The sequence below is a fragment of the Jonquetella anthropi DSM 22815 genome, assembly GCF_000237805.1.
Lineage (GTDB): Bacteria > Synergistota > Synergistia > Synergistales > Dethiosulfovibrionaceae > Jonquetella > Jonquetella anthropi.
Window position 1 is genome coordinate 464667 of sequence record NZ_CM001376.1, and the last position, 20359, is coordinate 485025.

A 20359-nucleotide genomic window follows, 5' to 3' on the forward strand; every position below is an offset into this window, starting at 1 on the left:
GCCGCCTTGAGGCCATCAACGGCTTCAAGGCGGCGCGATCTTTTTGTTTAATAAAAACTCGATGGAGAAAAAGGTTAATGGGACAGCAGCTTGTTCAGCAGCTGCTCGATGACGTCTTCCTCAGGATTGTCGGTAGCCATTTGAACCGGCTGAGGAGGAATTGTCCCGCCGAAGCAGACCGCGTAGGGCAGTTTCCGCTCCCGTCCGTCCGAGGGTTTGTTCACCGGATAGCCGTGGTAGAGCAGCTCGGTGGATCCGCCGCCGTCGAGGTTCAGCAGGTCCGTGAAGCCTAAGTACTGCCCGAGTGTCGTCGCCTCGTCCAAGGTCAGGCCGGAGCTGTGCCACGGGGCTCTGCCGTCAACTGCCAGCCACCAGACCGTCTTGCCAATGCGGCCGACGAGGGTTCTCGGATGGCGGCGGTTGATCACTCCGACCGCTATCCCTTCGTTCATCCGCTGAATTTTTCCGTCCTTCAACAGCAGCGGGCCGCCCTGAAGCGCGCCAACCGTTCCTTGGGCGTTCTCGTCTCGCCACTGAACGTTCAGCGTAATCGGGTCGCCTTCGGAGAGACGTCCGTTGATCGATCGGTCTTCCAGCAGCCAGTCGGTCGGCTTCATCGTCGTCGGGTCAGACTGAAGGAGGCGCAGTTTGCCTTTCGAGAGCGAAAAAAGCCGGGTCGCCGACGACATGGCGACCGATCGACCGAGTTCGCCTGAAAAAAATCCCAGCTCGCCCGGCAAGGTCTCTTTGTTGATAGTCCGCGGGACGCCGACCTGACGGCCGCCGTTTTGCAGCTGAATGCGAAAGTCGCCGGAACCAAAAAAGGTGCCGCCGTTCGCCTTCCAAGCCACCATGGAGCGCTGCGGGTAGGCGGTGTTCTGAGGAACGCCGCTGATGAATATGGTGCCGATAGGTTGCCCCATGTAAAAATAGCCGCCGTTGATCGCCGCCTCGGAGCCGGTGATTCTTCCGTATTCGCTCAAAGGCAGAGAGCGGTTGTTACTGAGCTGCTGAGACGTAGTCACATAGGTGTCGGACAGTTTGGCCGGCGACCAGCCGGCAAAAAAGAGCGTCTGAATCGACGAATCTGTTGCCGCAGGAACAACGGCTGAGCCGGGCAGCTGCTTCGCTTGGGCTTGAGCGATCGCCGCGCTGGCGACCTTCGGGGTGACGACGTCGTACCGGGGGTTGCCGTCGATGATGGACAACCGCAGATTTTTCGGAAGACGGCCTTGGATCTTCTGCAGGAAGCTTGACGCTTCGTCGTAGGTTTCAAACGACGCCAGAGAGACCTGCCAACCTGCAGGCGGCCGGCCTGTGCCAGTTCGTCTGAGCCAAAGCGTCCCGGCTGGGGAGGAGAACTTCTTGTCCCAGATCAGGGCCTGCCGACAGTCGCCCAGCCATTTCGCCAGCTTTTGAGCTTCTTGGGGCGTCAAAAGGACGTCGGGGTTTTCCCACAGTTCGGACGGCGCGGCGGGCTTGACTTGTTCTGCCAAGATCAGAGTCCCCTGCCGGATCTGTTCGGTCCAAGCCGGCGGCGGCGTTCCGTCGCCGCAGAGCCAGTTCGCAAGCTGGGCTTCGTGAGACCAGCCCATAGACAAAAACGCGAAGTAAACCGCGTCGCCTTGGGTAACCGGCTGAGCGGGTGAGACGGTAGAAATATCGATGATTCCCCACTCGGACGCCGCCTCAAACGCGGTGGGAACGAGGGACGGCGTTCGGGCGAGGGTCGGCAGGTCGAGGCTTTGGAAAATCGTCTCTAAAAGCTCTTCTGTGGATACCGTCTGTCCGACGGCGGCGCTTTCTGCCGGCCCGGCAAGCGGCACGGCAAAAACGCAGCAGGCCGTCAGCAGGGTCAGAGCCGCTCGGCACAGAGAAAAAATCATACAAAAACCTCCTTATAACAACGTCGTCAAGTGTTAAAGACCTTGACGGAATCCGCTTCTTGCGCCGCCTCATTGAAGTACGGACGCCGTCGGCTTTTCCGCTTGCGGTCGTCCCGGTCGGGAAGTCGGCCGTCCAACAGCGCGGTATCGGCACGTTCAGCTTGGCGCGCCCTTGATCGCGGAATATAGGGGCAAAGAATAAAAATCCAAACCATATTGTACTTCAACGCGGCCTGCAAGGATAGAAGATGATGAGGAGAGTGAAACGCCGCTTCTCAAACGTTGACAGCCTTCTGAAAGGTGGTTATAATGCCCTCTGTTACTGGAGTTCCTTCTCGACTGCCGGCGTGGGGATATAGCTCAGCTGGGAGAGCGCTTGAATGGCATTCAAGAGGTCAGGGGTTCGATTCCCCTTATCTCCACCATTTTTTTCGCGCCGGCCGTTGGAAACGTCATACGGGGATATAGCTCAGCTGGGAGAGCGCTTGAATGGCATTCAAGAGGTCAGGGGTTCGATTCCCCTTATCTCCACCAGAAGAGAACGAAATGACTCCGTCATTTCTTTGAGGCCGGCTCGATGAGCCGGCTTTTTTGTTTGCTCGACAGGATTTTGAAAACTCCGAAAAGCTCTGTTTGAGCGGGCGCCTGTCGTATAATACAGACGAAACGCCCACGACGGGAGGAGTTATTCGTTGAAGCTCAGTCGATCCATTATCGCGCCGGTACTCGGACTGGCCGTTGCTCTGGCAGTCGCCGCGACGATTCCATTTTGGGGCGGGCGCCGCGCGCCGCTGAAACGGCAGATTTTTGCCATGGACACGGTGTTCGAACTGACGCTGTGGGGCGCCGGTCAAGATGACATGGACGCGGCGGTCGCCTTGGCAGGGAGCGACGGCCGATTCTTTTCCCGGCAGAACCCTGACTCGCCGGTCGCGGCTCTGAACCGGGCGGCCGGTCATGGGCCAGTCCAAGTGCCCGAACGGCTCGCGTCTTTGATGACCCGGGCGCTTGGCTGGACGAAGCGGACCAACGGCGCGTTTAACCCGATGATCGGCCCGATCGTGGACCTGTGGGGTATTGGAACGGACAAAGCCCACGTTCCCTTTCCGCGGGAGATTCGGGAGGCCTTGCCGAGGTGTCGGTGGCAGGACGTGAAAATAGACGGAAGGTCTGTCGAGCTGAGCCAAGGGCAAGTGCTGGATCTGGGCGGCATCGCCAAGGGAACCTGCGCCGACGATCTGCGCCAAATGCTTCAGAGCCGCGGCGTGTCGGCGGGCGTTTTAAACCTCGGCGGCAACGTGGTGGCGTTCGGCCGAAGGCCAGAAGGCGGCGCGTGGCAAATCGGCGTTCAGGACCCGTTGGACGAGCGGGGCGCGATTTTTGGCATAGTCTCCCTGCCGGACGGCGGTTCGGTCGTCACGTCCGGCCCCTATGAGCGGTACTTCTTTCAAAACGGACGCCGGTATCATCACCTGTTTGACCCGGCGACCGGCCGCCCTGCCGAGTCGGACCTGCAGGCTGTGACGGTCGTCAGCGAACGCTCAGAGGACGGTGACGCCTTGGCAACGGCCCTGTTCGTCCTCGGTTCGGTCAAGGGGGAGGAGCTCCTCAAGTCCTTGCCGGGGATTGACGCCATTTTTGTCGGTCTCGGATGGGTCAAGGTGACTCCCGGCCTGAAAGGCCGCTTTGAGCTGACCGACGAGGCGCCTTATGAGATCCGGTGATCGGCTCATCATCACAATTTTAGGCGTTGCCGTGACGGCGGCGGTCGTCGGCTGGGTCGCAGTCCGTTCTGCCGGCGGGCCGCTGAAAGCCCGGGTTGCTCGAAACGGCCAGACCATTGAAGTCTTTCGTCTGGGGAAAACTGCCGAGCCAGTCGAGCGGACGTACTCGTCGCCGGAGGGGAAAAACGCCGTGCGGATAACTTCCAGCTCGGCAGAAGTGGTCTGGAGCGACTGCCCGGATAAACTGTGCGTGGCCGCAGGCCCGCTGACCCGTCCGGGGCAGTCGGCAGTATGTCTGCCGCACCGTTTTTCCGTGACGATTGAAGGGGACGGAGGCGGCAAACTTGACAGCGTTTCCCGCTAAGAAAATATCGCCGGCTCGGCGCGTCGCCCTGTGGGGACTCATGGCTGCCATGGCTTTGGCGGTCAACCAGCTTGAACTGTTGATCCCCATGCCGCTCGCCGGGGTTCGCCCCGGATTCGCCAACATCTTTCCTATGGCGGGGCTCTTTCTTTGGGGGCCGGCTGCCGCCGTTTCGATTGGCGTCGTTCGCATCTTGCTCGGCGGGCTCATAAACGGTTGGGGCTTCGGCTTTTTGTGCAGCGCCGCCGGGGGGCTTCTCAGCTTGGCGGCGTCGGTTCTGTTGTACCGGCTGTTCCGCGGGGACGTCTCGATCCTGTGGCTCAGCTGTTTTTCGGCGCTCGTTCATAACGCCGGCCAGTTGGCGGTCGCTGGATTCGTCGTTGGGTGGCGGGCGGTGGCATGGTACGGCCCGATGATGGTCTCTTTGGGCCTCATCACCGGGCTGACCGTCGGAATTTTAGCCGGGCGGATCGTCGGGCTTCTCGGGCCGTCCGGACAGAGAGCAGGAAGGAATGAAAAATCTCATGCCAGTCATTGACGTGCATGTTCATCTATACCCGCCGGAAATACGGGACGACCAAACGGCCATTTCGGCACGGGAACCGTATTTTGACAAACTGACCCACAACAACGTCCACAAATGGGGTACCGCCGAAGAGCTGATCGCCCGCATGGACGACGAGAAGATCGACCAGTGCTGGGCGTTTGGCTTCGCGTTCCGTGACTTGGGGCTGTGCCGAATCTGCAACGACTATCTGATTGAGGCCTCTCGGAAGTGGCCCGGACGGATTATCCCCTTTGCGGTCGTCCCGCCGCTGGCCCGGGGAGCCGGGGCGGAAGTCGAACGGTGCGCCGCCGCCGGGTGCGCCGGCGTGGGAGAGCTTTTTCCCCAAGGACAGGGCTTCAGCTTAGACGACGCTCGTCAAACCGGAACTCTCGTGCGGGCCGCGTCCGACTGCGGAATGCTGATTAACGTGCACACTGCTGAGCCGGTGGGGCACGATTACGCCGGGAAAGGGAACGTGGGGCCAAGAGAAGCGGCTCAGTTTTGCCTCAACCACCCGGAAGCCAGAGTGATCTTTGCGCACTTTGGCGGCGGGCTGTGGCTTTACGAGACCATGCCGGAAATGAAGCTGGCTCTGAAAAACGCCCGATACGACACGGCGGCTTGGCCCTTCCTGTACGGCGGCGAAGTCCTCTCCGCCGTCCGCGCCGCCGGCGCCGGGGAAAAGCTCCTGTACGGGACCGACTGGCCGATTCTGACGGGGCGGAAGTTCTCGTCCCGGCTGGAAGCGTCCGGCTTGAACGAAACTGAAATGGCTGCTTTTCTCGGCGGCAACGCCGCGGCTTTTATCGGCTCGCGGGCGGACTGAACTGACCGCGGCGGGAGCTAGGGCGGTATTGACAAGGCCGACGCGCGTGGGGTAAAATGCTCCGTGCTGGTGAAGCGCACAGGGGCGGTTAGCTCAGCGGAAGAGCGCCTGCCTTACAAGCAGGTTGTCACAGGTTCGATCCCTGTATCGCCCACCATACGGGGTTGTAGCTCAGTTGGTTAGAGCGTCGGCCTGTCACGCCGAAGGTCGCGAGTTCGAGTCTCGTCAGCCCCGCCATTCGCCATCCATTCAACGGCGAGATAGCTCAGTTGGTAGAGCAACGGACTGAAAATCCGTGTGTCCCCAGTTCGATTCTGGGTCTCGCCACCATTTTGTTTCTTCTGCGGAAGTAGCTCAGGGGTAGAGCACGACCTTGCCAAGGTCGGGGTCGCGGGTTCAAATCCCGTCTTCCGCTCCATGGCGGCATAGCCAAGTGGTAAGGCAGAGGACTGCAAATCCTTTATCCCCAGTTCGAATCTGGGTGCCGCCTCCACATTCCTCGATAGCTCAGTCGGCAGAGCGGGTGACTGTTAATCACTAGGTCGCAGGTTCAAGTCCTGCTCGAGGAGCCAAACTACAAAAGTCCCGTGCGATATCGTCGCGCGGGACTTTATTTTATTTGGCCTACAGAAAGGGTCTTCGACGGCGTTTATGAGCCGTTGAACGGTTGTTCGTCAAAACGGCCCTCGGAAAACGAGCGGCCACAGGGCGCCCAGAAAAAACGTCCCTGCCGTCGAAAGATTGGAGCTTCCGAAAAATCAGGCTCAATCCTCTCCTTGCGGCTCTCCGGCTGGTTCGGTAACATAAACAAAAGCCTGAAAGGAGGCTGACACGATGAAAAACTTTTTCCTTGCGTCTCTCGCGGCGCTGGCGGTCTTCGGCGCGGCGCCGTTCCTTCAGGCTCGGGAGAGCTGGACGGCGTGTCCGTCTTCGCCGAGCGAACCTCCTTTTTCCAAGAAAGGGACAAATGACGGGGAGGGGCTGGAATGGGAGCTGACCGACCAAGATGTTCAGGCGTTTTTAGGCCTGCTGGGACAAGGGCTGGGCGCTGCCCTGACGGGGCAGGGCAGTTTCGTGATGGTCGCGGACGGCGACGTGCTGAACGTCTTGGCCCAGATTGATTCGGCCGCGTCGGTGCTGGTGCCGGCAGTGGCCGATCGGGGGCCAGAAGAGGCGAAAAAACTCGCCCGAGCTCTCGAAAAACGGCAGGGAATTTGTCCGTTTGTCCTGAGCCTGAGCCGCGGCCAGCTGTCGCTGGCCGGTCTCGTCGAGCCGATTGAAACGGTTCTTGCTCGGCAGGGAAGAGCCGGAACTCTCGCTCAGCTGGCCAACCGGTGGAAAAAATTTGGGACGCCCCTTTCGGCGGTGGCGGGCGCCGTGGAGTCCCTGCCGGACGATCTGTTCTCCCGAGAGGAAAAGGACGCGTTTCTCGCCGAAATCGAGTCAAGAATGCCGCTGTTCGTCTGAGCGCCCAAGCGGCTGATCCGGCGCCGGTGAACTGAGTCAGCAGTAGTTAGGTAAAATGTAGTATACTTTTAAAAGTAAAATGCTTGGCGTGTTTCGAGAATACTCTATATGGGGAGGAACTGGGCATGTCATGGGAAAGCGTTGAAGGAGCACTGACGGTCACTTTCGATCCACTGTGGACAACGGTTATTGCGCTGCTTCTGCTGCTTCTGGGGTACTGGCTGAAAAAAGAAGTCAAGTTTTTTGAGACGTTCTGTATCCCGGCGCCAGTCCTGGGCGGCCTGCTGATGGCCATCGTCGCTTTGGTCGTGCACCACAGCGGCGGACACATTAAGTTCACCACGTCGCTTCAGACGCCGATGATGCTGGCGTTCTTCACGACGGTCGGCATCGGCGGCAGTTTCAGCCTGCTCAAACGGGGCGGCAAGGCGCTGATCGTCTACTTGGTCTTCTGCTGGTGCTTGGCGGTGATCCAGAACGTCGTCGGTTCCGGTCTGGCGAAGACGTTGGGCATTCACCCGGTGCTGGGTATCATGGCCGGCGCGGTGTCGCTGGAAGGCGGTCACGGCGCGGCCGCGTCGTTTGGCGCGATGGTCGAGGGCATGGGGATTTCCGGCGCGTCGGCTGTCGCTATCGCGTCCGCCACGTTTGGTCTGATCGCCGGCGGCCTTTTGGGCGGGCCTGTCGCTGTCGGGCTGATTCGCCGTCACAAGGTGAAGATTGAGGCGAGCCAGGAGGAAATTTACCAGCAGAACGCGTCCGATCTTCTGGAAGGCAGCGCCGAGTCTCAGATTACCAGCCACGGGTTCCTTAAAATGCTCGGGTTGGTTCTGGTCTGCATGGCGGTCGGTGCTCTGCTGGGCGGCAAGATCAAGGAGTGGAGCGGCTTCAGTCTGCCTGGGTACGTGTCGGCTATGTTTGTGGCCGTCGTGCTGCGCAACCTGAACGACAAGTTGGGCTGGATAACGATTCGGTCGAAGTCGATTTCTCTGATCAGCGACGTGTCCATCGGCGTGTTCCTGACGATGGCGATGATGAGCCTGCGCATTTGGGACCTGTACGATTTGGCCGTGCCTCTGTGCGTCATTCTGGTCGTCCAGACTATTTTGCTGGCGCTTCTCACGATTTTCCTTCTGTTCCCGCTGCTGGGCAAAGACTACGACGCGGCTGTCATGTGCGCCGGCGTGATGGGACACGGGCTTGGCGCCACGCCCAACGCCGTGGCCAACATGGGCGCCATGTGCGAGAGGTACGGCGTGATGTCCCACAAGGCGTTCCTCATTGTCCCTCTGTGCGGCGCCGTTTTGATCGACTTAGTCGGCCTTCCGAATATCGTGTGGTTCATCAACTATTTTGTCAAGTAAGCGGCAGAAAGAACCGATTTATCGTGCCCTTCGGCGGAAGCCGAAGGGCCCTTTTGCGTCGGTGGGGAGTTTTATTGAAAATAAATAGATAAAAAAGGGTACTCCGCGCAGCGAAGAAACGTTTATAATCGAATGCACCAATAAACGGGGAACTTTTGGGAAGGGGGATTCGACGGAGATGTCGTCAAGGTTTCGATGCATAGCCTGCGGCGTCATGCTGCTCGGGGTCTGTTCATGGGCGTTTGCCGGCGTTCGGCCGTCGTGGTTCTCCGGTCATGAGAGCGACCCGGCGTATCAGTTCCGCCTTGCCACCGCGTGGGAAAAAGGAGTAGGCGTGAAGCGAGATCCCAGCCAGGCGTTCTTTTGGTGCCGGCTGGCCGCTTCCGGTGGGCTTGTGGAAGCTCAGTACCACCTGTCGGTCATGTACAGCTCCGGGATTGGGACTCCGCGGAACGTGAAAGAGGCGGCTAAGTGGTGTCTGAAAGCGGCGGAGGGCGGAGACCCGTCGGCCCGTTTTGACTACGGCGTGATGTGCATGAACGGTCAGGGCGTTTCGCGGGACTATCAAGCGGGAGTCAAATGGTTCCTTTCTGCTGCCGCTTTAGGCAACGTGGACGCGATGAACTGCCTGTCGCTGTGTTACCGTCTCGGCATGGGAGTTGACCGAAGCCCACAAACGGCTGACGTTTGGCTTCGTCGGGCTCAAAAACAGCAGACCGCGTCCTCCTCGGCGGCGCTCGCCTGCTCGGAGTGATTTTAAAAGAGTTTCATTTGAATCCGAAAGGCTTGAAGCCTTTCGGTCTTTTTGTGCGCCGAGATTTTCGGAGCGAAAAGACCATTGACCGCCTTCTTTTCTCCCCACGGCGCTGATAGAATACCGAGAGAAAAGTTTCGGGGAGCGTGAGGAATATGGGAGCTGTTTTAATCAACGGCATGGCAGTTGTGCTCGGTGCGCTCTGCGGTCTCTTGCTTCGCCGCGGGATGAGCGACGACGTGAATCGGACTGTGATGAACGGTCTCGGGATGGTCGTCCTGTGCGTCGGGCTTTCCGACGCGATGAAGACTCACAACATGTCGGCTCTGCTGGCCAGCGTGACCTTGGGCGGCGGCATCGGGGCCGCCTTGAAGCTGCACGACCGAATCGAGCGGGCCGGCGAAAGGCTTCTGTCCAAGTATGCGTCGGGAAGGGACGCCGGGCCGGCAAAGGCGTTTGTGACCTCGGCTATAGTCGTCACAGTCGGCGCCATGGCCATTTATGGGTCTATTAAGGCCGGACTGGGCGATCCGTCGATCCTGTACCTGAAAAGCGGCTTGGACTTTGTCGGCTGCGTTGTATTTGCCGCCGCCATGGGCTGGGGTGTCGTCCTAGCGGCCGTTCCGATGACGCTGTATCAGGCCGTTTTCGCTCTGGCGGCTCGGCCGCTGCTCCCAATCGTCACGCCGGAGTTTCTGAACCTGCTCAGCGGAATCGGCGGGGTCATCGTGGCGATCATCGGCATTAACCAGCTGGAACTTCGCAACATTCGGACGGCGAATTTCCTTCCGGCCCTGCTGGGCGCATTCGTCGCCCTCTTTATCACGCTATGAGAGTCCTGCTGACCGGCTTTGAGCCGTTTGACGGAGGAACGGTCAACCCATCTTGGGAAGTAGCCAGCGCTTTGGCCCGCTCCAGAGGCGGCGAGGTGAGCGCCCTTCGGCTGCCGGTGTCGTTTGCCCGCTCCCTTGGCGTGCTGTACGCCGAGTTGGAACGGCTTCGCCCTCAGGCGGTGATCTCCTTTGGGCTGGCGTCAAGCCGAAGCGTGCTGACGCCCGAACGGGTCGCGCTGAACTTGGACGAGGCCAGAATCCCCGACAACGACGGTTCTCAGCCGTCCGATATCCCGGTGGTTCCCGGCGCTCCTGCCGCGTACTTCGGAACTCTTTCGGCGCTCCTCTGGGCGCGCGCTCTGGAGAAAGAAGGAGTGCCGGCTCAGGTTTCCTACAGCGCGGGAACGTACGTGTGCAATCACGTGTTCTTCGGCCTGCTTCACTGGCAGGCAAGCCGGGGCGGAGTCGGCGGGTTCTGCCACCTGCCGCCGTTTGAGACCGTGAGCTTTGAACGCCAGACGGCAGCGTTGGACGCGTTTTTAGGCGATGTATTGGCCCAGAAATTTAAGATATAAAAAAGGCGAGGCAGCTTCTTTTAAAGAAGCTGCCTCGCCTTTTGCGCGTTACCCGTCGCCGTCTGTCCTGCTGAAAAGAACGGGACGAAGCTGTTCTGGCAGAATAAGAGGTGAGTCTGACGTCATACTATGCTGCGCGGCGGATCGGTTCTTCGACAGGAGAGCGGCCGGGAGGACCGTCCCAGCTCCCAGATCGGCGTTGAGCGCGTCGACGGCTTCCATCAGCCGATGGCGTTTGCGCGTTCCCGGCAGTTGGTCGGCGAACGTGAGCTGACGGGGCTGGGACGGCGAGAGATCTGAAAAGCGAACGCCTGAGGCTCGATAGTTCCAGCCGGGTTGGAAGACCCGGGACAGAATCTGCCGTCCCGCTCTCAGGCAGGCCAAATCATCGTCGGTCGGCGGCGAAAAGGAGGCGCGGGACGAGGCAAATCGGGACTGGGAGGAAAAATAGCTCGTGCGGATGAACAGCTCCATTCGGCCGGCCGCCAGATGGTGCCGCCGCAGACGGGCCGTCCCGCCGAGAATATGACGGATCAGGCCGTCCCAGAGCTCGTCTTCGGTTCTCAGCGGGCCGGCAGACGTCCTTGTGACCTGAATGCTTTGAGGCGTCTCCTCCTGAGAGGACAGGGGAAACCGTTTCAGGCCCCGAAGCTCGTCGGCGATCTGAACTTCTCGGATTGAAAAATGGCCTTTCAGCCACCCGTTCGGCCGAGCCGTCAGCTGAGGTACCAGCCGAATACCAAACGAAAGCATCTTGCGGGCGGTTCGCTTCCCGATGCCCCAGACCCGCTCCACCGGCATACTGGCGACGGCGCATGCCGTTTCTTCGGGACGGATCAGGCGCACGCCGGGTTCTTTCCCCTTGGTCATCTCGGACGCGGCCTTGGCGAGAGTCTTTGACGGCGCCGCGCCGATGGAAACCGGCAGGCCGATCCGCCGGGCAATTGTTCTCCTGAGCGCCAGACAGTGAGCCGCCGGGTCGGTCAGCGAGGCGATGGACAGGTTGAAGAACGCCTCGTCGACCGAGTACTGCTCGACTTGGTCGCTGAACTGGGCGATGACCGCCATCATGCGGTCCGACATTTCCCGGTACATCTCCATATTGCCCGACAGGGCGGTCATCCCGTGACGCCGGACCAGCGGCGCGATCTTGAAAAACGGGGCGCACATGGGAATGCCCAGACGCTTGGCCTCATTGCTTCGGGAGATGACGCAGCCGTCGTTGGATGACAGGACGACGACCGGCCGGCCGTTCAGCTCAGGGCGGAAGACCCGCTCGCAGGAGACGAAAAAATTGTCGCCGTCGCACAGCCCGATCAAGGCCTGTCCAAAAGCCATGTAACCACTCCCCAAAAATTCGCCGGCACTGGGCCGCCGCCCTTGCGGGAAGTGCGCCAGCCTTGGCGGTCAGCCAGCAGCATGAGAGCGCCTTCTGACGGCGGCAGGCTTCGGTCCACCACCAGAACGGTCCACCGCCCGTCGGGCTTTCTCCACTTCATGAGAAACGACGCTTCCGGCCGCGGCGCCAGCAGGCGAAGAAGAACCCGCAGCGCGTCCCTGCTGGGCGATCGTTCCAGTTCGGGCTGAAACGGCAAGATGATCTTCCACCTTTCGTGATAACTTTTTGATTACTATGATAAAATGATAACTATATTATCTTGGCACGTCAATAAGTTATCGTCAGAGGAATTCCCATGTAAATTGAATGAAATGATACAATGCTAGAGTAAAGGGGGTGGGGTCTGTGTCGTGGCGGGAGAAATGGCCTGCTGTGAAGGAATGGCTTTCGGCGTTTTTTTACGGGGCGTCGATTGGCAAGGGAATGCCGGTGGTTCGCAAAGAGGCGTTTGACAAGAACGACGAGTTGATGCTGTTGCTGTTCGGAGACGCGCTCGGCGTGCCGAACCCGCTAGCGTATTACATGCTCGAGGCGTTGCCCTACGTGTACGAAAGTCTTCCGTCGTGGGAGCGGCGGATGCAGAACCGCAAAAACCTGTTGGCTGAAAAGGCCGCCCAGTACGGGTTCGACGGGTAGAGGAGGGGGAGCATGATTCGTCGTTATTGTTTCTTCGGCGGCAAAGGAGGCACAGGCAAGACGAGCCTTTCATCGTCGTGGGCGCTGAAACTGGCTCGGAGCGGGCGCAAAGTTCTCGCCGTATCGACTGACCCGGCTCACTCTCTGGCGGACGCGTTCGGAAAAGCTATTGGAAAACAGATCGTTCAGTTGGAGCCGAACCTTTGGGCTGTTGAGGTGGACGCGGCAGCGGCGGCCCAAAAGTACGTGGCAGGCATCGAGGCCAGCATGACCAGTTTGGTCAGCCCGGCGATTGTCGAGGACCTGCGGCAGCAGCTGCGGGTATCGGCCTCATCGCCCGGGGCCGAGGAGTCGGCGCTGTTTGACGCGTTTGTCGACCTGATGGAGCTGGCGGACCCTTCGTCAGAGTCGAAGAAGTTCGAGACAGTTGTCTTTGACACCGCTCCGACCGGGCACACCCTCAGGCTGCTCGAGCTGCCTGAGCTGCTGGGCTTCTGGATGAGCCGGCTCATGGAGAAACGGAATCAGGCCATGAGCCTGATGCGCTTGGCCGCGGCATACGAGGAAGACTTGGCTTCTAAGGTAGGAGACGACCCGATATACCGTATCCTCTCCCGCCGCCGCGAGCGGTTTGAGTGGGCCCGCGAGCGGCTTACCGACAAAGAATCGACGGCCTTCCACATCGTCTTGAACGCGGAGCGAATGCCCATTCTGGAGACCGAGAGGGCCCTTCAGCAGCTGGAAAAGTTCGGCATACCCGTGGGAGCGTTCTGCGTGAACCGGGTCATCCCCGAGGAGGCCGGAGAGTTCTTCGCCCGTCACCGGGGCCGACAGACCGAGTGCCTTAAGACCATTCAGGAGAAGTTTGGAGGCCGCGGAGTGCTTCAAATTCCATGGTTGGACTGCGACGTCCAAGGCGTCGCCGAGCTGGAGCGCATCATTCCCTACCTAGAAAACCTGGAGTAACGCGTCAGCCGGGCAGATGGTAAGTCAAATAAAATACGTCGTATTATCGAAAAATAATAGGCTATTTATCTGGGTTTATGCTAATTTGATGAACTTTGCTTTCTCGCTCTGCTAGGTTCATGGTGCAGGCCTGCAGTCAGCCAATATACCGTTCAGAAAAAATAAGAACTCTGTCGTATTTCTGATTTATGAAAAATGAAGTAAAATCAGCTTGTACTAACAGAAAACGACAGGACGCCGGCTTGTGAAATATGGCGCGAAATCGCGCCGGATGATACAATGAGACGCGGAAAGAAGATGGTATTGTATAGGCTTTTCGAGCAGTCTTTTTCATCGGAGCACAGCGTTCTGCAAGAAAAATTGACAGGAGGAGAGACGGCATGAGAAGGACACCGATGTATGATCGACACGTAGCAGCAGGCGGCACGATGGTGGATTTTGGCGGCTGGGAGCTGCCGGTGCAGTACGAGGGAATTAAGGTCGAGCATCTGAATGTTCGTTCAAAGGCCGGGCTGTTCGATGTGTCCCACATGGGCGAAGTCACGGTTGTCGGAAAGGATTCCGAAGCTTGGCTCAACAGCCTTCTGACCAATGACGTGACGACCATGCACGACGGTCAGGTCCTGTACACGATCATGTGCCGCGAAAACGGCGGCGTCGTGGACGATCTGCTCGTGTACCGCTACAACACCGAGAGGTACCTTCTGGTCATCAACGCGGCGAACGTCGAAAAGGACTGGGCTTGGTTCAACGAGCACTTGAAAGGCGACGTCAAGATCGACAACATCTCCGCGAAGACCGCTGAAGTTGCCCTTCAGGGACCTCTGGCTGAGAAGATCCTGTGCAAGATCGCCGAAGGCTTTGACCCGACGAAGCTGGTCTTCTTCCATTTCGTCGACGGGGTCAAGGTCGCTGGGATTCCGGCTATCGTGAGCCGGACTGGCTACACCGGCGAAGACGGGTTTGAAATTTACGTCGACTGGTCCAAGGGCGCCGAGCTGTGGGATGCCATCATCGCAGCCGGTAAGCCGGAAGGCCTGATGCCGATCGGTCTGGGCGCTCGGGACAGCCTTCGGTTTGAATCCGGACTTCCGCTCTGCGGACAGGAATACACCGACGACCTCGGACCTCTTGAGGCTGGCTACGGGTTCTTCGTCAAGGTTGACAAGCCCAACGGGTTTATCGGTCAGAAGGTTCTCCGTCAGCAGAAGGCTGAGGGACTGAAGCGCAAGATCGTGTTCACCAAGATGATTGATAAGGGCGTGCCGCGTCACGAGATGGAAGTGGCTGACGCGAGCGGCAAGGTAGTCGGCTGCGTGACCACCGGCGGATATGCCCCGTCGCTTGACGCCAACATCGCCAGCTGCCTTGTGAACATGCCTGTTCCGGCCGTTGGAGAGAACCTGTGGATCCTGATCCGCGGCAAGGCCAAGAAGGTCGAAGTCGTTGCCAAGCCGTACTACAAGAAGAGCTACAAGAAGTAAACTGACAAAAGCAATCGCGTCTCGCGGCAGAAATTAACTGGGTGAAAGGCGCCGGCGCGGCCGGCGAACCATATCAAATTCTTGAGGAGGAAACTTTACTATGTCGAAAGTCCCAGCTGATCTGAAGTACACGAAGGACCACGAGTGGTACAAGATGGAAGGCGACAAGGCCGTCATGGGCATCACTGATCACGCTCAGCACGCTATGGGCGACATCGTGTACGTCGAGCTGCCGGAGATCGGCACGGAAGTCGAGGCCCATCAGGACTTTGTCGTCGTCGAATCCGTCAAGGGCGCGAACGACGTTTTCAGCCCTGTGGCCGGTAAAGTCTGCGCTGTGAACGAAGCGCTGGACGATTCTCCTGAACTTCTGAACGCCGATCCTTATGCAAACTGGATCGCCAAGCTGGAAGACGTCAAGGTTCCGAATGACCTTCTGGACGCCGCTGCGTATGAGAAGCTCGTCGCGGAGGCTGAAGCGGAATAACGGAGAGGCGACAGGGTAAGGTTTTTCATTTGCTTCACTTAAAGGAGGTTCGTCAATGAGTCGTTACATCCCAGTAACCGATGCCGACCGCCAGAAGATGCTGGCCGCAATCGGCGTCAAGTCAATTGATGACCTGTTCTCGGATATTCCGGAGAAGGTCCGCGTCAAAGGACTGCTGGACATTCCCGAAGGCCTCTCCGAACCGGAGATGGTTCGGGATCTGAAGAAGCTGACCGGCAAGAACAAGAGCGCTGAGGACTTGGTGTGCTTCTTGGGTGCGGGCGTTTACGACCATTTTGTGCCGGCTGCGGTCGACACGATCGTCTCGCGCGGTGAGTTCACCACCAGCTACACGCCCTATCAGCCCGAAGTCGCTCAGGGAACCCTGCAGGCCATTTTTGAGTACCAGACGATGGTCTGTGAGCTGACCGGCATGGACGTCTCCAACGCTTCCATGTACGACGGCGCCAGCGCGGCCGCTGAGGCCTCCGTTATCGCTGCGGCCCACACGAAGAAGGATCGGGTGCTGGTCGCCCGGACCGTGTCGCCAGAGACCCGCGCGGTGCTCAAGACTTACTGCTGGAGCCGAGGCTTCGAGTACGCTGAGCTGCCGGACGTTGACGGCAAACTGTGCCGCAAGTCCTTGGAGACTGAGCTGGCCGGCGGGAAAATCGCCGCGCTGGTCGTCCAGTCGCCCAACTTCTTCGGGGTTATCGAGGACTTAAACGGGCTGGCTGAGCCGATTCACGACGCCAAAGCCCTTTTGATCGTGTCAACCGACCTGCTGGCCCTCGGCAGCATTGAGGCGCCCGGCAAGCTGGGCGCTGACATCGTCGTCGGCGACGGTCAGAGCTGCGGCAACAACATGAGCCTTGGCGGCCCGCACTTCGGATTCATGGCGACCACGCAGAAGCTGATGCGCAAGATGCCCGGTCGCATTGTGGGACAGACGGAGGACATTAAAGGCCGCCGCTGCTTCGTCCTGACGCTGCAGGCCCGCGAGCAACATATCCGCCGCGAGAAGGCCACGTCGAACATCTGCTCGAACCAGAACCTGTGCACCGTGGCCGCTTCCGTTTACCTGAGTCTCATGGGACCCAAGGGGCTCGCTGAGGTGGGCCATCAGATTCTCGCCAAGACCGCGTACGCGGTTGACCGGTTGGTCGCCACCGGCAAGTTCAAGGTGGCGTTCCCCAAGGCCGGCTGCTTCCGCGAGGTCGTCCTGATCTCTGACGAGCCGGTGGAAAAACTGAACGCCCGCCTGCTGAAGGCAGGGATTCTGGGCGGTTACGACCTGAAGGCCGAGTATCCTGATCTGGGCAACGGCTGGCTGTTGGCGGTGACCGAACAGCGGACGAAGGAAGAAATCGACCGTATGGTCGCCGTGGCTGGAGGTGAGTGCTGATGAAACACGGGCCGATGGAGACTCTGTTTGAGCTTAGCAACCCTGGTCTGATGGGCGTGGCGCTTCCCCCGCTTGACGTTCCGGACGTGGACTGCTGCGCCGTTCTGGGCGGAAACTGCCGCGCTGAGGCGCCGCGTCTTCCCGAAGTGGCGGAAGTCGACGTGATTCGTCACTTCACGGGCCTGTCGCAGATGAACTTCAGCGTCGATGAGGGTTTTTATCCTCTCGGCTCCTGCACCATGAAGTACAACCCCAAGATCAACGAAGCGGCGGCCCGTATGCCTGGGTTTGCCCGGCTTCACCCGCTTCAGCCTGAGGAGACAATTCAGGGCGCCCTGAAGCTGATGTATGACTTGGAGACCTATCTGGCCGAGATCACCGGTATGGCGTCTGTCACCCTTCAGCCGGCGGCCGGCGCCCACGGCGAGCAGACCGGGCTGATGATCATCAAGGCGTACCACGAGTCGCGGGGCGACAAGAACCGCGATGAGGTCATCGTCCCTGACTCGGCTCACGGAACCAACCCGGCTTCCGCGGCCATCACGGGCTTCAAGGTCATCGAGGTTCCGTCTGACCCAGAAGGCATGGTCGACCTGAACGCCCTGAAAGGGCTGGTCAGCGAGCGGACTGCCGGTCTGATGCTCACCAACCCGAACACGCTGGGTATTTTCGAGAAGCATATCGTCGAGATCAACGACATCATCCACAAGGCCGGCGGGCTGGTTTACTACGACGGAGCCAACGCCAACGCCATCGTGGGCAAGGTCCGCCCCGGCGATATGGGATTCGACGTGCTGCACCTGAACCTGCACAAGACGTTCAGCACGCCTCACGGCGGCGGCGGCCCCGGCGCCGGTGCTGTCGGCATGTCCAAGGATTTGGCGAAGTTCTCGCCGGTCCCCGTCATCGTGAAGGACGGCGAGACCTACCGACTGGAGTGCAGCTGCCAGCGGCCCGAGTCTCTGGGACAGGTTCGCAGCTTCTTCGGCAACTTCGGCGTGTTGGTCCGCGCCTACACGTTCATCCGCACGCTTGGCGCTGCCGGGCTGAAGGAAATGTCGGAGACGGCCGTTTTGAACGCCAACTACCTCGCGTCTCAGCTCAAGGACACCTACCCGGTCGCCCACAAGGGATTCTGCAAGCATGAGTTCGTCCTTGACGGCGAGCCGCTGAAGCACCAGACCGGCGTGACGACTCTCGACGTCGCCAAGGCCCTGATTGACGCAGGGTACCACCCGCCGACGACGTACTTCCCGCTGATCGTTCACGAGGCGCTGATGATCGAACCGACCGAAAGCGAGTCGAAGAGGACGCTGGACGGCTTTGCCGCTTCGCTGAAGGCCATCGTCGCTAAGGCAAAGGCTGAAGGCCCTGAGCCGTTCCACAGCATGCCCGTGTCGACCCCGATCGCCAGACCTGACGAGACGAAGGCCGCCCGTACGCCGGTGCTTCGCTGGCAGTTCTAACAACCGTTTCCATTGCGGCGACAGCGGCTCGACCCCGTCGGGGCCGGCCACTGTCGCTTTTTGTCATCATTGCAGCTGAATTTGGGGGAATGAGCAAATGAAACTGTTTGAGATGCGGATGGAAGAGTTCCTGCGCGATTTAGCCAGCAGCAAGCCGGCGCCGGGCGGCGGTGCGGTCGCAGGTCTGACCGGCGCGCTTGGGGCGGCTTTGGCGTCCATGGTGGCAAACCTTGCGCTGGAGAACAAAAAGTACGAGGCCAACTGGCCGGAGATGAAAGACGTCGCCGCCCAAGCGTCGGAGCTGATCGGCAAATGCCTTGCCCTGATGGACGACGACGCGCGGGTTTTCGACGGGTTCATGGCGGCCCTGCACCTGCCCAAGGACACAGAGGCGGAGAAGGCGGCCCGTCGGGAAGCCATACAGGATGCCACGAAGAAGGCGATTTCCGTTCCCATGGAGACCCTTTCGGTCTGTGCCGCTATCGGCGAGCTGGCCCTGAAAGCGGCCCTTCGGGGCAACAAGGGCGCCATCACCGACGCGGCTATCGCGGCGGACTTGGCCTGTCTGACGGCCAACGCCGCCAGCTGGAACGTGAAAATCAACCTGAAAGGCCTGAAGGACGAGGCATACGCGGCCCAGTGCCGGCAGGCCATGGAAGAGACGCTGGCAAAGACCGCCCTGCTGAGAGATCAGGCGAAAGCCGCGACTGACGAAGCTCTGGCGTAGTTGGCGGAGAAGGAGGCTGACACATGTACGATCTTATCGTTTTAGGCGGCGGCCCCGGCGGCATGAAAGCCGCCGAAGTGGCAGGGAGCCGCGGCTTGAAAGTCGCGCTGGTCGAGAAGGAACACTTGGGCGGCACGTGCCTGAACCGAGGCTGTATTCCCACGAAGGCCCTGTATTCTCACGTCATCGGCGGCAAGGGAGCCCGGGAAGGGCTCTGGAGCCGGCTGGAAGGCGTGGTCGAAAAGCTGAGAACCGGCGCCGCCCAGACATTGAAACTGTCCAAAGTGAACGTCATCAAGGGCGTTGGAACTGTAACGAGCTGGGGCGAGACGAAAAAGCTGTCGGTCGTCAAGCCGGACGGCTCAACCGAGGTTCTGGAAGCGCCCAAACTGCTGATTGCTACCGGCGCTCGGTCTGTGGTGCCCGACTTTGCGGGCAACGACCTGCCGCAGGTTCTTACCGGCGACTGGGCGATTATTGACCCTCAACTCTGGGATCCGGACCGCAACGGCCAAGTGAAGACGGTTGCCGTTCTTGGCGCTGGCGTCATCGCCCTTGAAATGGCGATGATCCTTCAGGGGCTGGGCAAGGACGTGATTTTGCTCAAGCACTCGGACCAGATCCTGCGGCGAATCGACGGCGACCTGAAGAAGAAGGTCGTTCAAACCGTCAAGAAGCGCAAGACGACCGTGTACGACTACGTGCACCTGACGTCGGCCCGCCAAGAGGGCGACGGTCTCGTCCTGTCCGGCACGGCCGGCGAGGAGCCGCTTGAAGTCGCCTGCGACCGGCTGATTCTCGCGTCCAGCATGGTCCCGATTCTGGACGGCTTCAGCTTGGAAGACAGCGGCGTGGAAATTAAAAAAGGCTGCATCGCCGTTGACAGTCATATGCGCACCAGCCTGCCCGGCGTGTGGGCCATCGGCGACTGCACCGGCGGCGCCATGCTGGCTCATCTGGCCGAGTATCAGGCCGTCAGCGCGGCGTTCGACATGTTGGGCGACGACTACAGCGTCGACCTCGATGCCCTGCCGGCCTGCGTGTTTATCGACCCCGAAGTGGCCTATGTCGGCCTGACGGAAGAGCAGGCGAAGGAGCGGGGAGAGGAAATCGTAACCTCCAAGGCGTACTTCGCCGCCAACGGCATGGCTCTGGCCATGGGCGAGGGCGACGGATTCATCAAGGTCGTTGCCCGGGCGTCGGACAAGCGGCTGCTTGGCGTCCACATCATCGGGCCGGAAGCCGCGTCGCTGTTGGGCGAAGCGTCTTTGGCCGTGTCAAAGGGCCTGACGGCTCACGACGTGGCTTTTTCCGTTCACTCTCACCCCACGCTGTGCGAGTGCTTTAAAGACGCCTGCATGAGGCTGGCGGAGTAGCTAGGCTTGTCAAGAAACGCAACGTTCCCGAAGACGGCTGTTTTCGGGAACGTTTTGTCTTCTCCTGCTGAGC

Annotated in this window: 21 protein-coding genes and 8 tRNA genes; 25 read left to right on the top strand and 4 right to left on the bottom strand. The window is 59.9% G+C overall.

What is annotated here, in order from left to right:
• Window positions 1-74: 74 nt before the first annotated feature.
• Together JONANDRAFT_RS02035 and JONANDRAFT_RS08235 are read right to left on the bottom strand one after the other, a co-directional pair.
• Complete coding sequence (locus JONANDRAFT_RS02035) at window positions 75-1886, bottom strand: phosphodiester glycosidase family protein (RefSeq protein ID WP_008520341.1); 1812 nt, start codon at window positions 1884-1886, stop codon at window positions 75-77.
• Between the two features lie 26 nt (window positions 1887-1912).
• Window positions 1913-2125 (bottom strand): hypothetical protein, encoded by a 213-nt coding sequence (locus tag JONANDRAFT_RS08235; protein ID WP_035786734.1) that lies wholly within the window; start codon window positions 2123-2125, stop codon window positions 1913-1915.
• A 110-nt stretch (window positions 2126-2235) separates the two neighbouring features.
• Here JONANDRAFT_RS08235 and JONANDRAFT_RS02045 point away from each other — a divergent pair.
• The 17 genes from JONANDRAFT_RS02045 to JONANDRAFT_RS02125 all read left to right on the top strand — a co-directional run bounded on the left by JONANDRAFT_RS02045 (window position 2236) and on the right by JONANDRAFT_RS02125 (window position 10340).
• Window positions 2236-2311 (top strand) — tRNA-Ala (locus JONANDRAFT_RS02045).
• Between the two features lie 33 nt (window positions 2312-2344).
• Window positions 2345-2420, top strand: a tRNA-Ala gene (locus JONANDRAFT_RS02050).
• 158 nt (window positions 2421-2578) lie between these two features.
• Window positions 2579-3610: an FAD:protein FMN transferase gene (locus JONANDRAFT_RS02055; protein WP_008520344.1), complete on the top strand. Its 1032-nt coding sequence runs from the start codon at window positions 2579-2581 to the stop codon at window positions 3608-3610.
• On the top strand, window positions 3597-3974 hold the full coding sequence (locus tag JONANDRAFT_RS02060) for a NusG domain II-containing protein (protein ID WP_008520345.1): 378 nt from the start codon (window positions 3597-3599) through the stop codon (window positions 3972-3974). Before JONANDRAFT_RS02055 ends, JONANDRAFT_RS02060 begins: the two co-directional genes overlap by 14 nt.
• Window positions 3955-4512, top strand: coding sequence for a Gx transporter family protein (locus tag JONANDRAFT_RS02065; protein WP_008522586.1), 558 nt, complete (start codon window positions 3955-3957; stop codon window positions 4510-4512). The genes JONANDRAFT_RS02060 and JONANDRAFT_RS02065 overlap by 20 nt, the downstream gene beginning before the upstream one ends.
• Window positions 4487-5347 carry an amidohydrolase family protein gene (locus JONANDRAFT_RS02070; RefSeq protein WP_008522588.1) on the top strand — a complete coding sequence of 287 codons (861 nt, stop codon included), beginning with the start codon at window positions 4487-4489 and terminating at the stop codon, window positions 5345-5347. Before JONANDRAFT_RS02065 ends, JONANDRAFT_RS02070 begins: the two co-directional genes overlap by 26 nt.
• Before the next feature lie 82 nt (window positions 5348-5429).
• Window positions 5430-5504 (top strand) — tRNA-Val (locus JONANDRAFT_RS02075).
• Window positions 5505-5507: 3 nt separating this feature from the next.
• Window positions 5508-5584 (top strand) — tRNA-Asp (locus JONANDRAFT_RS02080).
• A 17-nt stretch (window positions 5585-5601) separates the two neighbouring features.
• Window positions 5602-5677: transfer RNA gene (locus tag JONANDRAFT_RS02085), tRNA-Phe, on the top strand.
• A 13-nt stretch (window positions 5678-5690) separates the two neighbouring features.
• Window positions 5691-5765 (top strand) — tRNA-Gly (locus tag JONANDRAFT_RS02090).
• 1 nt (window position 5766) lies between these two features.
• A tRNA-Cys gene (locus JONANDRAFT_RS02095) sits at window positions 5767-5840 on the top strand.
• Window positions 5841-5843: 3 nt separating this feature from the next.
• Window positions 5844-5919 (top strand) — tRNA-Asn (locus JONANDRAFT_RS02100).
• Between the two features lie 262 nt (window positions 5920-6181).
• Window positions 6182-6814, top strand: coding sequence for a hypothetical protein (locus JONANDRAFT_RS02105; protein ID WP_008520352.1), 633 nt, complete (start codon window positions 6182-6184; stop codon window positions 6812-6814).
• Between the two features lie 125 nt (window positions 6815-6939).
• The gene (gltS, locus tag JONANDRAFT_RS02110; RefSeq protein ID WP_008522590.1) at window positions 6940-8178 is read left to right on the top strand and encodes a sodium/glutamate symporter; all 1239 of its coding nucleotides are present in this window, start codon (window positions 6940-6942) and stop codon (window positions 8176-8178) included.
• A gap of 178 nt (window positions 8179-8356) precedes the next feature.
• Window positions 8357-8932, top strand: coding sequence for a tetratricopeptide repeat protein (locus JONANDRAFT_RS02115; protein ID WP_008522591.1), 576 nt, complete (start codon window positions 8357-8359; stop codon window positions 8930-8932).
• Window positions 8933-9087: 155 nt separating this feature from the next.
• On the top strand, window positions 9088-9765 hold the full coding sequence (locus JONANDRAFT_RS02120; protein WP_008522592.1) for a DUF554 domain-containing protein: 678 nt from the start codon (window positions 9088-9090) through the stop codon (window positions 9763-9765).
• Window positions 9762-10340 carry a pyroglutamyl-peptidase I gene (locus tag JONANDRAFT_RS02125; protein WP_008522593.1) on the top strand — a complete coding sequence of 193 codons (579 nt, stop codon included), beginning with the start codon at window positions 9762-9764 and terminating at the stop codon, window positions 10338-10340. Before JONANDRAFT_RS02120 ends, JONANDRAFT_RS02125 begins: the two co-directional genes overlap by 4 nt.
• A 48-nt stretch (window positions 10341-10388) precedes the next feature.
• Here JONANDRAFT_RS02125 and JONANDRAFT_RS02130 read toward each other — a convergent pair whose 3' ends face one another.
• The gene (locus JONANDRAFT_RS02130; RefSeq protein WP_008520363.1) at window positions 10389-11678 is read right to left on the bottom strand and encodes a Y-family DNA polymerase; all 1290 of its coding nucleotides are present in this window, start codon (window positions 11676-11678) and stop codon (window positions 10389-10391) included.
• Window positions 11657-11935 carry a hypothetical protein gene (locus JONANDRAFT_RS02135; RefSeq protein WP_008520364.1) on the bottom strand — a complete coding sequence of 93 codons (279 nt, stop codon included), beginning with the start codon at window positions 11933-11935 and terminating at the stop codon, window positions 11657-11659. The genes JONANDRAFT_RS02130 and JONANDRAFT_RS02135 overlap by 22 nt, the downstream gene beginning before the upstream one ends.
• Before the next feature lie 149 nt (window positions 11936-12084).
• Here JONANDRAFT_RS02135 and JONANDRAFT_RS02140 point away from each other — a divergent pair, with 149 nt between their 5' ends.
• The 8 genes from JONANDRAFT_RS02140 (at window position 12085) to JONANDRAFT_RS02175 (ending at window position 20286) form a co-directional block, all read left to right on the top strand.
• Window positions 12085-12375, top strand: coding sequence for a hypothetical protein (locus JONANDRAFT_RS02140; RefSeq protein WP_008522594.1), 291 nt, complete (start codon window positions 12085-12087; stop codon window positions 12373-12375).
• Between the two features lie 12 nt (window positions 12376-12387).
• Entirely contained in the window at window positions 12388-13341 is a 954-nt protein-coding gene (locus tag JONANDRAFT_RS02145) for an ArsA family ATPase (protein ID WP_008520368.1), read from the top strand.
• Window positions 13342-13721: 380 nt separating this feature from the next.
• Window positions 13722-14825: a glycine cleavage system aminomethyltransferase GcvT gene (gene gcvT, locus JONANDRAFT_RS02150; protein ID WP_008522596.1), complete on the top strand. Its 1104-nt coding sequence runs from the start codon at window positions 13722-13724 to the stop codon at window positions 14823-14825.
• A 100-nt stretch (window positions 14826-14925) separates the two neighbouring features.
• Window positions 14926-15312, top strand: coding sequence for a glycine cleavage system protein GcvH (gcvH, locus tag JONANDRAFT_RS02155; protein WP_008520375.1), 387 nt, complete (start codon window positions 14926-14928; stop codon window positions 15310-15312).
• Between the two features lie 55 nt (window positions 15313-15367).
• Window positions 15368-16717: an aminomethyl-transferring glycine dehydrogenase subunit GcvPA gene (gene gcvPA, locus JONANDRAFT_RS02160; RefSeq protein WP_008520377.1), complete on the top strand. Its 1350-nt coding sequence runs from the start codon at window positions 15368-15370 to the stop codon at window positions 16715-16717.
• A complete protein-coding gene (gcvPB, locus tag JONANDRAFT_RS02165) occupies window positions 16717-18183 on the top strand; it encodes an aminomethyl-transferring glycine dehydrogenase subunit GcvPB (RefSeq protein WP_008520379.1) in 1467 nt (488 codons plus the stop codon). Before gcvPA ends, gcvPB begins: the two co-directional genes overlap by 1 nt.
• 97 nt (window positions 18184-18280) lie before the next feature.
• The gene (locus tag JONANDRAFT_RS02170; RefSeq protein ID WP_008520381.1) at window positions 18281-18910 is read left to right on the top strand and encodes a cyclodeaminase/cyclohydrolase family protein; all 630 of its coding nucleotides are present in this window, start codon (window positions 18281-18283) and stop codon (window positions 18908-18910) included.
• Window positions 18911-18933: 23 nt separating this feature from the next.
• Window positions 18934-20286, top strand: coding sequence for a dihydrolipoyl dehydrogenase family protein (locus tag JONANDRAFT_RS02175; protein WP_008522597.1), 1353 nt, complete (start codon window positions 18934-18936; stop codon window positions 20284-20286).
• The last annotated feature ends 73 nt before the right edge of the window (window positions 20287-20359 follow it).

Excerpts from the sequence above, each read along its gene's own strand:
- gcvPA (WP_008520377.1), top strand. The coding sequence starts at position 15,368 with ATGAGTCGTTACATCCCAGTAACCGATGCCGACCGCCAGAAGATGCTG.
- gltS (WP_008522590.1), top strand. The coding sequence starts at position 6,940 with ATGTCATGGGAAAGCGTTGAAGGAGCACTGACGGTCACTTTCGATCCA.
- JONANDRAFT_RS02115 (WP_008522591.1), top strand. The coding sequence starts at position 8,357 with ATGTCGTCAAGGTTTCGATGCATAGCCTGCGGCGTCATGCTGCTCGGG.
- gcvH (WP_008520375.1), top strand. The coding sequence starts at position 14,926 with ATGTCGAAAGTCCCAGCTGATCTGAAGTACACGAAGGACCACGAGTGG.
- JONANDRAFT_RS02145 (WP_008520368.1), top strand. The coding sequence starts at position 12,388 with ATGATTCGTCGTTATTGTTTCTTCGGCGGCAAAGGAGGCACAGGCAAG.
- JONANDRAFT_RS02120 (WP_008522592.1), top strand. The coding sequence starts at position 9,088 with ATGGGAGCTGTTTTAATCAACGGCATGGCAGTTGTGCTCGGTGCGCTC.
- gcvPB (WP_008520379.1), top strand. The coding sequence starts at position 16,717 with ATGAAACACGGGCCGATGGAGACTCTGTTTGAGCTTAGCAACCCTGGT.
- JONANDRAFT_RS02070 (WP_008522588.1), top strand. The coding sequence starts at position 4,487 with ATGAAAAATCTCATGCCAGTCATTGACGTGCATGTTCATCTATACCCG.
- JONANDRAFT_RS02060 (WP_008520345.1), top strand. The coding sequence starts at position 3,597 with ATGAGATCCGGTGATCGGCTCATCATCACAATTTTAGGCGTTGCCGTG.
- JONANDRAFT_RS02105 (WP_008520352.1), top strand. The coding sequence starts at position 6,182 with ATGAAAAACTTTTTCCTTGCGTCTCTCGCGGCGCTGGCGGTCTTCGGC.
- JONANDRAFT_RS02130 (WP_008520363.1), bottom strand. The coding sequence starts at position 11,678 with ATGGCTTTTGGACAGGCCTTGATCGGGCTGTGCGACGGCGACAATTTT.
- JONANDRAFT_RS02125 (WP_008522593.1), top strand. The coding sequence starts at position 9,762 with ATGAGAGTCCTGCTGACCGGCTTTGAGCCGTTTGACGGAGGAACGGTC.
- JONANDRAFT_RS02170 (WP_008520381.1), top strand. The coding sequence starts at position 18,281 with ATGAAACTGTTTGAGATGCGGATGGAAGAGTTCCTGCGCGATTTAGCC.
- gcvT (WP_008522596.1), top strand. The coding sequence starts at position 13,722 with ATGAGAAGGACACCGATGTATGATCGACACGTAGCAGCAGGCGGCACG.
- JONANDRAFT_RS02175 (WP_008522597.1), top strand. The coding sequence starts at position 18,934 with ATGTACGATCTTATCGTTTTAGGCGGCGGCCCCGGCGGCATGAAAGCC.
- JONANDRAFT_RS02035 (WP_008520341.1), bottom strand. The coding sequence starts at position 1,886 with ATGATTTTTTCTCTGTGCCGAGCGGCTCTGACCCTGCTGACGGCCTGC.